Origin of the sequence: Arenibacter sp. S6351L (assembly GCF_023016025.1) — a bacterium.
Taxonomy (GTDB): domain Bacteria; phylum Bacteroidota; class Bacteroidia; order Flavobacteriales; family Flavobacteriaceae; genus Arenibacter; species Arenibacter algicola_B.
Genome location: NZ_JALKBB010000001.1, coordinates 351,266 through 366,088, shown reverse-complemented (window position 1 = coordinate 366,088; position 14,823 = coordinate 351,266). Strand labels below are relative to the sequence as shown.

Genomic DNA, 14,823 nt, shown 5'->3' with positions numbered 1-14,823 from the left:
GGTAGATATTATTTGGTTTTAAATTCCCAGGTCACCTTTTTGTTATAGCTATATGGTTTCCCTTTTTCAGGGCTACCTATTGTGCCTACAAGTTTTCCTTTCCGGTCCTTTTTGACTTGTATTTCTACATTGGTAAATTGTCCCTTTTCAAAATCGAAACTTAGTCCGTCGTCATCGTAGAGGGTATACTCCCCTTCCTTGGTCCCATAGTGACGGATAATCAAATCTACTTTCTCGCCCAATTTTGGAGCCTGTCTTTGAACCGGTCGCATAGGAATTATTCCACCATCCCTTACAAACAATGGAATTTTTTCCAAACCGGGAGCAACTGTAATCACTTCATTTTCACCTACGAAATTGCCATCGTAGAAATCGAACCATTTTCCTTTTGGCAGGATTACCTTTCTCTCCTTTTCCCCTTCAAACATGGGGGCCACCAAAATATTATCGCCCATCATGTATTGATCCTTTATCTCACTTTTAATGGCTACTTTATAGGGATTTTCCGTAGAATCCAATTCCCCTTCGGCTACCTTCTGGTCATAGGAAAAGCCCTCCACCAAATTCATGGCCCTAAAGGGTGGTAAACCTTCAAAATAATATTGGGAAAAAGTAGAATAAATATAAGGCAATAGTTGCATCCTTAAATTGGCCACATCCCTTACCGCCTCTTCCACTTCAGGGAATGACCAAGGCTTGGTACCGTCCGCCCAGGCATTGAGCATGGCCATTGGTGAAAAGCAAACAGATTGCATTCTCCTTAACCACTCCTCGGCCGTCTTGGAGGCCCTTACCTCCGGCGTCCATAGCACCCCAATAAAACTGCTATTGACCAGGGCCGTTATAAAATCTTTATGACTGTAATAATCGTTATATATTACATAGGGCATAGCACTGGCTCCAGCATTGGAAGCCCTTACCAAACCATAAGTTCTCTGATTCCTTTCCTTGAACCATTTGGCGGTCATGTCCTGGATTAGTAGACCATAGACCTGTCGCATTTGCTCCCCACTATACCCTGAGGGAAATGTAGCTACATCTGGCCAAATCCAAAAATCAAAACCATCCACCTCATCTATTTTATAACCGCTGACCCCAAGATCCAAATGATTTTGAACAAAGTGTTCCTTAAAAATATCCCGGGTTTCGGGAAGCATCAAATCCGGAACAATTCCATTCCACACCGTATGTGAAGCGGAAAGATTTTTTAATTTCGGATATAAGGAACTTACCGGGGACACATAGGGATTCAACCATAAATTTGTTCTAATCCCATCTGCCAATAATTCATTATTGAACTTTTTTGGATCTGGGAATCTTGTCCTGTCCCATTCAAAAGTACAGGGATAGGCCATACTGTGCCAGCCTGGCTCCACTCCAATAAAATCTAAAGGAAAATCGTGATCTTCAAACTCTTGGGCTTCTTGGGCAATATCATACTGACTGTAAAGCGTAGGTACCCTTTGGGTAAATCCAAGGCCCCATTTTGGGGGTATATAACCACCTCCGTTATATAAATTATAGCGTTGTACAGCCTCCATGGGGGTAGAACCTCCATATACATAAACATCGGTTCCCTTTGCCGGTACCAAAATTTCCACGGCATCGGAATAAGGTTGCGCCTGCCATTGGGGATCAGTGTTCCTGTCCCTCAAAACCGGTTTGTCGTCGGCATCTACCCTAATACCAGTCCCGGCATACACGGTAATATATCTGGCCGCGTCTATCAACACGCCATACCCTTTGGAAGACACATAAAAAGGAACTGGGGCATGTGTACGCCCATCGTCCCTTCCTCCATAGTGGTCCACATGCAATTGCATGATGCGGCCTCTCTGGTGTACTGTTTTAAAATTGAGTCCCAAGCCATAAATCTGCTCCTCCCTGCTCAAAGGAAATTGCAAATAAGTCTTTCCATCAACTATTTTTGTTTTGATCCTATATTCCGGAAAAGGAAAATCGGCGGCGGGCAGTTTGTCAAGTGCCTTAACCTTGGGCCGTATATCCGCAGCCTTAAGCAAGCTTATATCCTCTGGCTCCCCAACACTGGCTTTCCAAATTCCATTTTCAATCTCGGTCCACTTCAATTCTTGCCCATTAACCTGAGGGCACACGGAAAGCAGCGCGCATAAAACGATGAAATGGAATTTGGAAATCATGCCGGTTGGATTGGTTGGTTTAAGTGGTTCTTATTTCCCGCTATAGGTCTTAGCCGTTTGCTTGGAACTTCCAAGTCCCTCAATTCCCAATTCTACTACATCCCCAGCCTTTAAATATTTAGGGGGGTTGAAACCTAGTCCCACTCCAAAAGGTGTCCCAGTAGAAATAATATCCCCTGGCAATAGAGTCATAAACTGACTGATATAGCTCACCACCTCTTGCACATTAAAAATAAAATCGGAAGTTGAACTATCCTGAACCGTTACCCCATTTAATTTTAACCACAAGTGTAAATTATTAGGGTCTTTAATTTCGTCTTTGGTGGCAATAAAAGGTCCTACAGGAGCAAAAGTGTCACAACTTTTTCCTTTAACCCATTGTCCTTCACGTTCTATTTGAAAGGCTCTCTCACTGTAGTCGTTGTGCAACACATATCCGGCAACATGATCCAAAGCGTTAGCTTCCGACACATAAGATGCCTTTTTGCCAATAACTACGGCAAGCTCCACTTCCCAATCTGTTTTTTCGCTTCCTTTTGGAATAATCACGTCATCGTTAGGACCAACGATTGCAGAGGTAGCCTTAAAGAACAATACTGGCTCCTTAGGCACAGCCATGCCACTTTCTGCAGCATGCTTGGCATAATTAAGACCTACACAAACAATTTTTGATGGTCTCACCAACGGTGCGCCCAAACGTACACCATTGTCCACTTTAGGACAACTGCTTTCATTTTTTGCCAACCAATCTTTTAGCTGGGCCAAGCCATCCGTCCCAAAGAAATCCTCGTTGTAATCCCTTCCAAAGGCCGATACGTCCAATCGGGTACCATTTTCCAATTGCACTCCCGGTTTTTCCTTTCCTACTTCTCCAAATCTTATTAGTTTCATTTGTTTCTATTTATTGAATTACTATTAATATAATTTTTGTTTCTCCTTACTCATTTCTGAAAATAAACATTCAAATTGAGGAATTTTCAAATTTTAAAATCAATTATAAAATACCTCCAATTGTTTCCAATCCTTAGTACCGTATCCTTCAGCGTCGTTCTTTTGCTTTTCCCCGACCCTACTTCTTCCATTTTCAATATAGGTGACCATTAGTCTGGTCAGGGCACTTTCCACTTCATGAAACTGACCGTAAACATTATTCTCTTCCCGCGGATCCTTACTTAGGTCGTACAGCTGAAATTTTGGGAGCTCCCCTATCCCTTCCGAATTAGGTTTGGGATCACTCCACCCACCCGACCCTGGGCAAAAAATCATTTTCCAATTATCCTTTCTTATAGCAAAACTCCCGTTAATGGAATGATGCACGGTAGCCTCCCTAAGATAATCTTTGGACGCGGGATTGGTCAACAGCGGTAAAAACGAAAAACTATCCTCCCCTTCGTCATCTTCCAATTCAACATCCACTATATCTGCACAGGTAGCCAACAAATCTGTGGTACATATGGTCTTGTCCGATTTGGAATCCGGCTTAATTTTGGCGGGCCATTTCACCATAAAAGGCACTCGATGTCCCCCTTCAAAAATATCTGCCTTATGGCCTCTTAAAATGCCGTTGGGACTATGCCCTTTGGCCAACATTTCATCGATCTTGGCAGCAGGGGAACAGCCATTGTCGCTTGTAAAGATCACCATGGTATTGTCTTCAATTCCTGCTTGTCTTATCACCTCGGTCAACTGTCCCATATAGGCATCTATCATCATCATAAAATCCCCGTAAGGGTTTAGATCACTTTTTCCCTTCCATTCCTCTGTTGGCAAAATGGGCGTATGGGGTGAAGGCAATGCCAAATACAAAAAGAATGGTGACTTTCCTTTTGCTTTTTCTTTGATATAACCGAAGGATTTTCTAAAAAAGTTCGGCGTAACATCATCAAAATCAAAATCCCGGGCGGTAGGCCCCTTGCGCCACCAACCATATTTAGTCTTACTTTCGGTAACGCTATCCGGGACCATGGTGGGCATACCGTTTTCCACGTACACATATGGCGCCATATCCAATGAGCCACAATGCCCATAAGAGTATTTAAAACCAAGGGTTTTTGGCGAATTCTTAACCTCCTTGGAAAAATCTATATTATCAAAATCCTCTGGATTCCAACCTTCACCAGATTCCAAACCGGGATTCTTAAGGGCCCAGTCCCACCCTAAATGCCATTTGCCAATAAATGCGGTTTCGTAGCCCTCTTTTTTGAGCAAGGAGGCTACGGTAGTTCTGTTTCTAGGAATCAATGCCTTGGAATTCCCTGTAAGCACTGAACTTTTTAAGGGACTTCTCCAATTATACCTTCCGGTAATAATTCCATATCGCGTAGGGGTACAGACAGCAGAGGAGGTATGTGCATCCGTAAAAATCATTCCTGCGGATCCCATAGCATCCAGATTGGGCGTTTTTATTTTACCTTCTGGATTATAGATGGCAATATCACCATATCCCAGATCATCGGCCAAAACATAAATAATATTAGGCCGCTTTTCCTCTATACTGGTTGTTTTAACATTAAGACCATAGATAGTTCCACCGATCAATACTGCTACAATAAAATACTTATACCAACCCTTCATAATTCTTTTTCCTTACTTTTTAGTGGTCAATGATAGCTGCTTTTCTTTTTGATTCCTAAATATAGTTAGATTCAATTTCCCTTTCCAATTATTATTTTGGTAAGTTTTCATTAAATCTGCCACCGTATTTATTTCATCGCCTTCGGCGGATATAATAACATCTCCTATCTCTAGTGGGGATTCACCAATAACAGTCTGCGGTTCTATGGCCAACACAAGGACCCCTGCTGTCTTGTTTAGGCCTGAAGCCGACCTCTCGGCCATTGTAGTAATACTTTTGATCTGTGACCCCAACCATTGGACCACTGCATCCTTTTCACCGCTATCGCCAAAAAACATAGTAGGAATCGTAGGGGTTTTGGCCAAGGACTTAAGCTCAATATTGGTAACCCCAAAGCTATCCATATCTATGTTTTTAAATCCTATTTTAAATGCAGGCGATTCCTCTTTAACCTTATAGTTCCCCAATTTTGCATCAACAAATAATGCATCGCCGAAAATGCTGTTATTATCCACCCCTTTTTTTTGGGTTTGCTTCAAGGTTGCCTCATCTGGAAAGAGGTTATAATCCACTTCCTTGCCCCAAGCCTGTAATCGTATATCCTTGTGCTCAGTGAAAACAATATTGTGCTTAAAAACATCTCCACTGTTCTTGAACCATACATGTGGATGGAAGCCGTTATTTATCATAATGTTGTTTTCCACGGTGCGATAAAATCCTTCGCGCAATTTAATACCACCATTTAAACATACATTGTTGTAAATGTGGTAATTGGAAGATCCGTCGTCCAGATCTATATCCCAGCCATGATCACAACGAAACCTATTATTTCTGATTACCGTAGTATGAATGGCATCCCACTTGGGCATTTCCGGGTTGGCGGCCACTATTTCATTCAAAGTTTCACGTTTGGGGTGCCAAAATCGGTCCCTTCCCCAAGAATTAAAAGCCCCATGATCTCCAGATTCCAAGACGGTATTAAAAACATCATTGTATTCAATTATATGTCCGCCCCAAGTGCCATCTCCAATATTAATCCCGGCCCTTGGAACGTCGTATATACTGTTGTGACTTACTGTAATATCCATGGCCATGGCAATCTGTACCCCAGCCGTTTGCTTTTCTACCCTTCCTATGCGATAAATTAGATTGTTCTCTGCTATGGAATTGCTTGGATATTTGTTTGATTTTGGTCCGGAAACGGTATCCATTTCCGCCAAAGGAACAAATTCTTCATATTGAAACGAAGGCGACCTCACAGCTTCTGGACTACCCACAAAACTGATACCTGACGCCCCTACATCATGTATATGATTTTCCGCAATGCGCAGCTCCCTATTGTAGTTACTTGCCAAAAGAGCATTACCTCCCAAATTGGTCAGTTCGCAATTTCTAATTTTCACGTTTTGTGTCCCTTCAAGAAAAAGGGCAGCCCCTCTGTAAATGGTCCAATCGCTTCTTAGCAATGGCTCATATTCTTCCATAAAAGTACGCTGGGCATGTTCAAATCTAATTCCGCTTATTTCTATATCCCTAACTGGATTCTCCTCAGAGCCCACTATTTCTACCAAATGTTTTTGTTGGACCCCTTCTACCAAAACATTACCAATGTCCGTCCCCTCTATAGGCCAATAATATAATTTATGGTCCCCATCCAAGAACCACTCCCCAGGAGCATCCAATTCTTCGAATACATTTTCTACCATACGGTACTTGGCATGCATTTGTGAGGGACGATTATTCTGATACCCCCCTGACAATATAAGCTCGCCATTTTCATCTACCCCTGTGGAAACATAATGAAATCCGCCCCACTCTCCCCTATGCATAGCATGCACTATGACTCCTGCAGGATTGCCCCAAGTCTTTATCCTCTCCGGGGAAATGGCATCTTCGGCATGACCCTGCCAGTGTCCACCATTCTCATCGTAATTGGGGTAACGTGCCAATATTTGTTTATTTCCATTAACGAAGAGCTGATCAAAACTGTCCTCCTTCTGCAATTGTGCCATCCAAATATGGTCATTGTACTTTTCCCATTTAGGGTTGAGCAATTTGGATCCCTTAATAACAGACTTCCCTGCACCTTCCCCTATCAAATTCAAAGGACCAAGTTCCGGTGATATCCTTATAGGAGCGTTTATTCTATGTTCCCCTTCCATAATATGAAGGGCCAGGGTATTTTTATTACCCTCTTTTCTAAGTTGGGTTACAGCGTTTAAACCTTCGTTGATAGTACTAAAAACCAGCTCCCCATTTTTATAAGCCTCCTTGTTGGCAGTAATATAAATATCGGATACAGTTGGTGAGCAACCGATCAAGGATAGGGCAAATACAAAATAATACAGGGCCTTTTGTTTCATTAAAAAAATTTAAAAAGAAATCGTATTCAAATTATTAATCCAATAAAAAATCCAATTCCGCAATGGCCGCGGTTTTACCGTTTCCGGCAATCACTTTAGATTCAATCCCAATATATCGGGCATTGATCTTGGACTTGAACATATGGGTCCTAGTGGTTGGATCGTTTATTAAGTTTCCAAACTGGAAATCTTCAACATTTTTCCAGGTTTTTCCATCTGCACTTATCCTAACAACACCCTTTTCTATCATCCCTTCGGACGAAGAAGTTTGGGGGGTGTATGTGAATCCACTCACGGTATATTCCTTCCCGAGATCTATATTGATGAAGTGCGGCCCAGATTTTTCAACGGAGCTCCAGTAGGTTTCGGGATCACCATCGAAGGCGTTTAAAGCAGAATGTTCCCCCTTAATACTATTTTCCCCTAGGGGCTTCCAATCCTTTTTTACGATTCCGAAAAGCTGCGAGGCAACACTCCCCAATTTTCCATTTACTTCTGATACCGCCTTCACCTCACCCGAAGGAATATTAAAGGGCAGATGATAAATTTCTGAAGCCGCAGTAGGTTCGCTACCATCGGTAGTAAAGCGAATGTTGTAACCAGAATTTATGTTTCCGGCTACATCTTCTCCGTGCGGTTTCCAACCAAAACTGTCCTTTTTGGGGGATATGGTTACTGCCCCTTCTACCGATCTTTCAATACTGAGCCGTGGTGGCCTTGCCTTATAATAATGGGCGGATACGCTTGCAATAGCTGGATAAAACCGGGATTCCAAGATTCTAATGCGCAATTTTTGGGTAGTAACTTCCGGGAAACGTAAAATTCGCTTATAACCTATATTGGTGGCCGTGGCAATTTCTTTCCAGGCATTGTCTACCCAAGCATCCAAAGCATGCTTTTCCACACGCTCACTGTGGGTGTTAATTGCTTCCTGAATGGCCAATCTGTTTATAGTAATCGGAACATTGGTTTCAATGACCATCTCTTGAGCTCCCTGGCCCATCAATTTAAAAGTAGACAGGTCATCATCCAAAACCTCTTTAGGCCCGTTAGCTCCGGACAGCAAATTAGAACCATAGGTTTCGTTGATCCTTGCACCAACCTCTTCCAATACGGAGACATCGGCAGGTGAAAATTTACCATCCCTATTAGGTGGAATATTGAGAAGGAAAGTAGAATTACCCCCTACGGATCTTTCATAAATATCGAATACATCGTCTGTACTTCGGACTTTCTGATCAATGTCATCCCTATAAAACCACCCCTCACGGATAGAAGTATTGGTTTCCGCCTGTTGGTAATGAAGAAATTTGCCCTTATAAAGATCTTCCCTACTTCCTAAGGATTCCTCGGTCAAATCTGCAAAGCTGTTCATCTGGTCGGGGTCTTCCAAATAGGGAATTACATTCCATTCCGTATCCCTGGTTTTACCAGCTTCATTACCGCACCAACGAATATCCTCTTTTCCGAAGATTACCGCCTTTGGCGCCAAAGCCCTTATCAATTCTTTCCATGCCAAATAGTTGTAGGTCTGGCCGCCTTTTCTTTTAGGGTGGGCACCATCGAACCAAACTTCATGGATAGGTCCGTATTCGGTAAGCAGTTCAAAGAGCTGGTTTAAAAAATATTCATTGTAATCGTCCACTTTAAAAGTGAATGTAGTCTTATTTTCAAATGGTCTGCCTTCCACCGGTCTCGGAATGGTTCTTTCCGTATACTCGCTTAAGTTTCCATAAAGGCCTTCCTTGTTTTCTATTTGGAACAGATCTGCAGGGGAAAGGTACACCCCTAATTTTAGTCCATATTTTTTACAGGATTCGGACAACTCCTTTAGAACATCCCCCTTTCCTTCCTTAAATGGCGAGGACATTACCCCGTGTTCCGTATAGCGGCTTTGCCATAACACAAAACCATCGTGGTGCTTGGCGGTAAATATCACCATTTTCATACCTGCATCCTTCATGGCCTTGCACCATTGATCCGTATCCAAATTCTGGAGGTCGAATATTTTGGGATCTTCCATCCCATTTCCCCACTCCATTCTGGTAAAGGTATTGGGGCCAAAATGAATGAACGCTATAAACTCGTTTTGCAGCGCCTCATACTGATTAGCTGTAGGCACCACATGGGCCGCCTTAAGCAAAATGGAATCCTTACTGTCCGTATCCTGGACTTCAATGGTATTCGACACCGGCATCACCAAGGCATTTGGCTCCGATTTCTGGGAACAAGCCGCCAAAAGACACATTATGGCTACGAATTGAACTATTTTATTCATTAAGAATTGTTGTTTGAAATCATTCCGAATATTCCCAAAGCAGGCGTTACTGGTTTCATAAAATGGAACTAAACATCAAATTGACATTTAGTTCCATTTTTAAATTGGTCCAAAAACAGGTTTTCAGTTAACCTATCCGTTTAATTTTATATACCCTCCATCAATAGGAAAATCGGTTCCTGTAATAAAAGAGGCCTCGTCCGAGCAGAGATAAACCGCCAAATTTGCCACTTCCTCAGGTTTGCCCATCCTTCCGATAGGTTGGGATTTGGATAATTTCTCGAACATTTCCGCTTCCTTACCAGGGTAGTTCTTCTTTATAAATCCGTCTACAAATGGCGTATGGATTCGTGCCGGGGAAATACTATTGCAGCGAATACCTTGATCCAAATAATCCTTGGCCACAGAATAGGTCATAGTAAGCACCGCTCCCTTGGACATGGAGTAGGCAAATCTGTCCGAAATACCAACAGAGGAGGCAATGGAAGCCATATTTAAAATGACCCCTCCTTTCTCCTTCATCTTGGTGATCACGGAATGCATACAATTATAAACCCCTTTGATATTTACATTATAAATGCGATCCATATCATCTACGGCGGTTCCTTCCAAGTTCCCCACATGGGCTATCCCTGCATTGTTTACCAAAATATTGATATAACTCTGGGCACCAATAGTGGAAATTATTTTGGCTACCTGTGCATTATTGGAAACATCGCAAGCGTGAAAATTGGCCTTTCCGCCTTTAGCTTCTATTTCCCCAACAACACGTTCTCCATTTTCCACATTAAATTCCAAGATATGCACATGGGCACCTTGGCGGGCAAACGCTTTGGAAATAGCTTCACCAATACCACTGGCACCACCGGTAACAACCGCTGTTTTATTTTCTAGACTAAAAAGTGACATATTATTCTTTAGATTATTTATCTTATTTACTATTATACTTTTTTCCCTACTATTTGGCCATTACTTCATCCTTCCAAATTACACCATCCGGAAAACTATAGTCCTCCAAAGATTGCTCTTTCATAGTGATGCTATAACCGGACATGGACGGCGGCATATAGGCCCCATTTCTTATTACCACAGGGTCATAAAAATGTTCGTGCAAATGATCCACATATTCTATTATTCTATTCTCCAAAGAACCGCTTATGGCAATATAATCTATCATAGACAGGTGTTGCACATATTCACAGAGACCAACTCCCCCTGCATGTGGACAAACAGGAATATTGAACTTTGCGGCCATTAAAAGAATGGCCAATATTTCATTTACCCCTCCTACCCTGCAGCTATCTATCTGACAGATACCAATGGCGTCGGCCTGCATTAATTGTTTAAATACAACCCTGTTCTGACAGTGTTCTCCTGTGGCCACTTTAATAGGATGAACGGCCTTTGCAATTTTTGCATGGCCCAAAATATCGTCCGGACTGGTCGGCTCCTCGATCCACCATGGATCAAACTTCTTAAGCTCGGCCATATTGGCAATAGCCTCATCCACATCCCATTTCTGGTTGGCATCCATCATCAGTTTCAAGTCGTTACCGATCTCTTCACGGATTATTGCCGCACGCCGCATATCATCCTTTAAATCCGACCCTACTTTTATTTTCATATGCTTAAAACCAGAGGCCTTGGCTTCTTTGCATAGTCTCCTCATTTTTTCATCAGAATAACCAAGCCAGCCGGCAGAAGTAGTATATGCAGGATATCCTTCCTTTAAAAGATGGTCTATGCGCTCCTGTTTGGAGGCAGCTTTACCCTTAAGAAGTTCCAAAGCCTCCGCAGGGGTAATTGCATCTGTAATGTAAGTAAAATCTATACAAGAAACCAATTCTTCAGGTGTCATGTCCGCCAATAGTTTCCACAAAGGTTTCTTTTCAACTTTGGCATAAAGATCCCAAACGGCGTTGACCACAGCACCTGTAGCCAAATGAATCACTCCTTTTTCAGGACCCAACCAACGCAATTGACTGTCCCCTGTGATCATCTTCCAAAATGCCCCCATATTTGCAGTAAAACTCTCCAAAGATTTTCCTTTTACCAAGGGCGCCAATGAATGAATGGCCGCTGCACATAATTCATTTCCCCTACCAATTGTAAAGGTCAATCCGTGCCCCTCCAGTCCATCTGGATGGTTGGTCTTCAGTATTACATAGGCCGCGGAATAGTCCGGATCCGGATTCATTGCATCTGATCCATCCAGTGACTTGCTGGTAGGAAATCGGACGTCTTTAACCAGAACATCCGTAATTATAATTTTGCTGTTCATTATTTATAATATTAATCAAAACAAAACTAACCCCAAACCTTGTCTATAACAACCACAAGAAACACCATTTTCGATACTTTTTTTGCCAATATTAAGATATTTGTCAATTTTGAGTATGAAGTTTAATATAATCGGAGGGCGACATCCCAGTTATGGACTTAAAATGTCGGTTAAAATTTGAAATGTTGTTAAACCCGGATTCATAGCACACGGGTGTAATGTTATTCTTATTCTCTATCAACAATTTACAGGCATACCCAATTCGTATTTCGTTTAAATAACGGGTAAATGTCTTTCTGTGGATACGTTTAAAAAACCTGCTAAAGGCAGAAGGATTCATTTTGGCTATCTCCGCCACATCTTTGGAGCCGATAGGTTGATTGAAATTTTTAAAGACAAACTCATAAATTTCATCCAAACCTTTATTGTCCGTCTTATTAAAGGAATTTAAAAACCCTGGACTTGACAATAGCTGATACTCCTCATGATTTGCCAATTTGTACAAAATCTGAATAAGCTTTATTGTTTTATCAAAAGGTTCGTGGTTATGGAGTTTTTTAATTTTTTCAATAAGCTTAGAATCAATATTGGAAAATTTAATTCCTTGGGCAGCCCTTTTGATCAATTGCAGTATTGGTTTCATTTCTATGGCATTTAGAAATTCCAGCCCTAAAAAATCTTCCTTAAAATGTATGGCGATTGCCTCCGAAACCAAGCCCGAATCAGCCTCAAAATAAACCTCATCATTAAGCCACATATGTGGTAGGTTTTTACCGATCAAAACGAGATCTCCTTCGGAAAATTTTTCAATTCCGTCTCCAATAAAACGGGTTCCTGTACTTTTTGCAATGTAAACCAATTCCAATTCCGGGTGATAATGCCAAATTTTTAAAAAATGGGAATATTTGTTATGCGTAACTGTAAAGGAACTGTTCTGTAAACTAGCCCTATTAAGAAGGTGTAATTTCATAAAAAATAAATAACAAAAGGCGTATTTGAGATTTTAAATATACATCTTTTTTTATATGAATAAAGAATTGGCAAAAAAAGTATTGCTAAATGTGTAATTTTTAGTTGTAATGAAAGAAAATACCTCTTATTTTCGAATGTTACCTTTAGAGGTTATTTTTTTCTAGGAAATAACCTACCTTACATTATTCTAAACAAAACTCAAATCATTTAAATGCTTGCGAAATGTCAGGAAAAACCTTAGACCAATTGATTGCTTCCTTGATAAAAGGAAACAGAGCGGCATTCAAGACCATATTTGAACTGTATGAAAAAAGGTTGTATTATTTCATACATTCCATTACGAAGTCGGATTATGCCTCCGAGGAAATACTACAAGAAGTATTTATAAAGATTTGGACAAAAAAAGAAACCATTGATGCAAGTCATTCTTTTGATGCCTTTATCTTTACTATTGCAAGAAATGCAGCATACAACTATTTAAGGAGTATTGCCTGCCAAGAATCCTTAAAAAAGGAATACTATAAAAACATTACTTCATTAAACGAAGAAACGGAAAATAGTATACTACTTGCCGAATATGAGGATTTGGTCAACGATATCCTAGAAAATATTCCCACTCAAAAACGCAGCATTTTCATTTTGTCCAAACAACAGGGAAAAAGCAATGAGGAAATAGCAGATCTTTTGGGAATAACACAGAAAACAGTGAAAAACCATCTCTGGAAAACCCTTCAAATTATCAGGACAGAATTAAAGCCACACATGGTGGACACCGTATATTTTTTTCTAACAATCCTCCTGATTACGGGATAATTTATCTATTTCGTAAAAAAAACACTCCTAATTTGGGACTTTTGCATTTTTGAGGTGTATTACTTATACAGCCCGTAATACGGTTATCAAAATACTATAGATGCACAACGAGAACAAATTGGATAAGCTCTTCCAGAAATTGGTGGACAATACCATTTCCGAAAAGGAATTGGATTGTTTAATGGAGCTTATTAATAGTTCCGATCTGGATAACGTTAAGAATGGCATATTGGCCAGACATTGGGAAAATGTAAAGACAGGAAACCTGCCCATTAAAAAAAGAATAAAAGGTGATTCCGAAGTTTTATTACAGAAAATACTCTTTAAAATAGAGGACATTGAAAATAAAAAAAAAGCTAGACCATTTTTTCAAAGCGCAAATATTGGATTTTGGTCCGGTATTGCAGCAACCTTCTTATTGCTCGTGGGCGTTTACCTTTATAACCAAAATACAGTAGGGACATCCACCGCACCAATTACTCTTGAAAGCAACCCGAATTCTGGCGAAATTACTTTGCAATTGGCCAATGGCACGATTGAAACCATTTCCGAGAACGGCGAGCGGAAAATTACCACTACAAACGGAAATTTAGTTGCTTCACAGCAGGGAAATACTTTGCAATATACCGCCGATGAAGCTCCAGACCAATTGGTTTACAACACTCTAAATATACCCCTTGGGCGACAATTCGACCTGGTTCTGTCCGATGGCACCAAAGTAAAGTTAAATTCCGGAAGCTCCATTAAATATCCGGTGCGTTTCCTTAAGGGACAAGACCGAAAAGTCTATTTAAAAGGTGAAGCATTCTTTGACGTTACCACAGATAAGGCACACCCCTTTATAGTAAATGCGGACGAAATGAACATAAGGGTATTGGGCACCCAATTTAACCTATCGTTCTATCCGGAAGATGAGGACATCAGCACCGTGTTGGTAGAAGGGGCCGTAGTCCTATACAAAGAAGGGGCCGACACAAATACAAATACTTCATCCCAACTGGTACCAGGTCAAAGGGCGGCATGGAACAAGGTCAACAATACTATGACCATTAAAGAAGTGGATACAAACATTTATACGGCATGGAAAGATGGCTATCTTTTATTCAAGGCCTCCCCTTTTCATAGCATTAGATCAAAATTGGAACGTCATTTCAACATTACCATAGAAGATAGAAGCGGGAAACTGGAAAATCAGATATACACAGCAACATTTAGAAATGAGACTATAGAAGAGATCTTGGAAGCCTTTAAAGAAGACACTCCCTTTGAGTATCTACATGAAGGTTCCAAAATTATAATACTCGATACTAATATTAACCCAAAAGAAGATGCCAATGAAAACTAACTGAGAACATGAGCACTAGACGTATCACTTTTACAAA

Annotated in this window: 10 protein-coding genes; 2 read left to right on the top strand and 8 right to left on the bottom strand. The window is 40.9% G+C overall.

Annotated features, from left to right (window positions below; genetic code table 11):
• Positions 1-8: 8 nt before the first annotated feature.
• The 8 genes from MWU82_RS01450 to MWU82_RS01415 form a co-directional block, all read right to left on the bottom strand.
• Positions 9-2,159, bottom strand: coding sequence for a TIM-barrel domain-containing protein (locus tag MWU82_RS01450; RefSeq protein ID WP_247094970.1), 2,151 nt, complete (start codon positions 2,157-2,159; stop codon positions 9-11).
• Positions 2,160-2,189: 30 nt separating this feature from the next.
• Positions 2,190-3,050: a fumarylacetoacetate hydrolase family protein gene (locus MWU82_RS01445; protein ID WP_247094969.1), complete on the bottom strand. Its 861-nt coding sequence runs from the start codon at positions 3,048-3,050 to the stop codon at positions 2,190-2,192.
• 99 nt (positions 3,051-3,149) lie between these two features.
• Positions 3,150-4,733, bottom strand: a complete 1,584-nt coding sequence (locus tag MWU82_RS01440) for an arylsulfatase (RefSeq protein ID WP_247094968.1) — start codon at positions 4,731-4,733, stop codon at positions 3,150-3,152.
• 12 nt (positions 4,734-4,745) lie between these two features.
• Positions 4,746-7,097 (bottom strand): PDZ domain-containing protein, encoded by a 2,352-nt coding sequence (locus MWU82_RS01435; protein ID WP_247094967.1) that lies wholly within the window; start codon positions 7,095-7,097, stop codon positions 4,746-4,748.
• A 34-nt stretch (positions 7,098-7,131) separates the two neighbouring features.
• Positions 7,132-9,375: an alpha-L-fucosidase gene (locus MWU82_RS01430; protein ID WP_247094966.1), complete on the bottom strand. Its 2,244-nt coding sequence runs from the start codon at positions 9,373-9,375 to the stop codon at positions 7,132-7,134.
• Positions 9,376-9,507: 132 nt separating this feature from the next.
• Positions 9,508-10,284: an SDR family oxidoreductase gene (locus MWU82_RS01425; protein ID WP_215947805.1), complete on the bottom strand. Its 777-nt coding sequence runs from the start codon at positions 10,282-10,284 to the stop codon at positions 9,508-9,510.
• A 49-nt stretch (positions 10,285-10,333) separates the two neighbouring features.
• Entirely contained in the window at positions 10,334-11,656 is a 1,323-nt protein-coding gene (locus MWU82_RS01420) for an L-fuconate dehydratase (protein ID WP_215947804.1), read from the bottom strand.
• A 103-nt stretch (positions 11,657-11,759) separates the two neighbouring features.
• A complete protein-coding gene (locus tag MWU82_RS01415; RefSeq protein WP_247094965.1) occupies positions 11,760-12,626 on the bottom strand; it encodes an AraC family transcriptional regulator in 867 nt (288 codons plus the stop codon).
• Between the two features lie 224 nt (positions 12,627-12,850).
• Between MWU82_RS01415 and MWU82_RS01410 the strand changes: the two genes are divergently transcribed.
• Together MWU82_RS01410 and MWU82_RS01405 are read left to right on the top strand one after the other, a co-directional pair.
• Positions 12,851-13,441, top strand: coding sequence for an RNA polymerase sigma-70 factor (locus MWU82_RS01410; RefSeq protein WP_247094964.1), 591 nt, complete (start codon positions 12,851-12,853; stop codon positions 13,439-13,441).
• A gap of 100 nt (positions 13,442-13,541) precedes the next feature.
• Positions 13,542-14,786: a FecR domain-containing protein gene (locus MWU82_RS01405; RefSeq protein ID WP_247094963.1), complete on the top strand. Its 1,245-nt coding sequence runs from the start codon at positions 13,542-13,544 to the stop codon at positions 14,784-14,786.
• Positions 14,787-14,823: the final 37 nt, after the last annotated feature.

Bases quoted from the DNA above. Each gene is read 5' to 3' on its own strand.
- MWU82_RS01450 (WP_247094970.1), bottom strand. From the start codon at position 2,159: ATGATTTCCAAATTCCATTTCATCGTTTTATGCGCGCTGCTTTCCGTG.
- MWU82_RS01445 (WP_247094969.1), bottom strand. From the start codon at position 3,050: ATGAAACTAATAAGATTTGGAGAAGTAGGAAAGGAAAAACCGGGAGTG.
- MWU82_RS01440 (WP_247094968.1), bottom strand. From the start codon at position 4,733: ATGAAGGGTTGGTATAAGTATTTTATTGTAGCAGTATTGATCGGTGGA.
- MWU82_RS01435 (WP_247094967.1), bottom strand. From the start codon at position 7,097: ATGAAACAAAAGGCCCTGTATTATTTTGTATTTGCCCTATCCTTGATC.
- MWU82_RS01430 (WP_247094966.1), bottom strand. From the start codon at position 9,375: ATGAATAAAATAGTTCAATTCGTAGCCATAATGTGTCTTTTGGCGGCT.
- MWU82_RS01425 (WP_215947805.1), bottom strand. From the start codon at position 10,284: ATGTCACTTTTTAGTCTAGAAAATAAAACAGCGGTTGTTACCGGTGGT.
- MWU82_RS01420 (WP_215947804.1), bottom strand. From the start codon at position 11,656: ATGAACAGCAAAATTATAATTACGGATGTTCTGGTTAAAGACGTCCGA.
- MWU82_RS01415 (WP_247094965.1), bottom strand. From the start codon at position 12,626: ATGAAATTACACCTTCTTAATAGGGCTAGTTTACAGAACAGTTCCTTT.
- MWU82_RS01410 (WP_247094964.1), top strand. From the start codon at position 12,851: ATGTCAGGAAAAACCTTAGACCAATTGATTGCTTCCTTGATAAAAGGA.
- MWU82_RS01405 (WP_247094963.1), top strand. From the start codon at position 13,542: ATGCACAACGAGAACAAATTGGATAAGCTCTTCCAGAAATTGGTGGAC.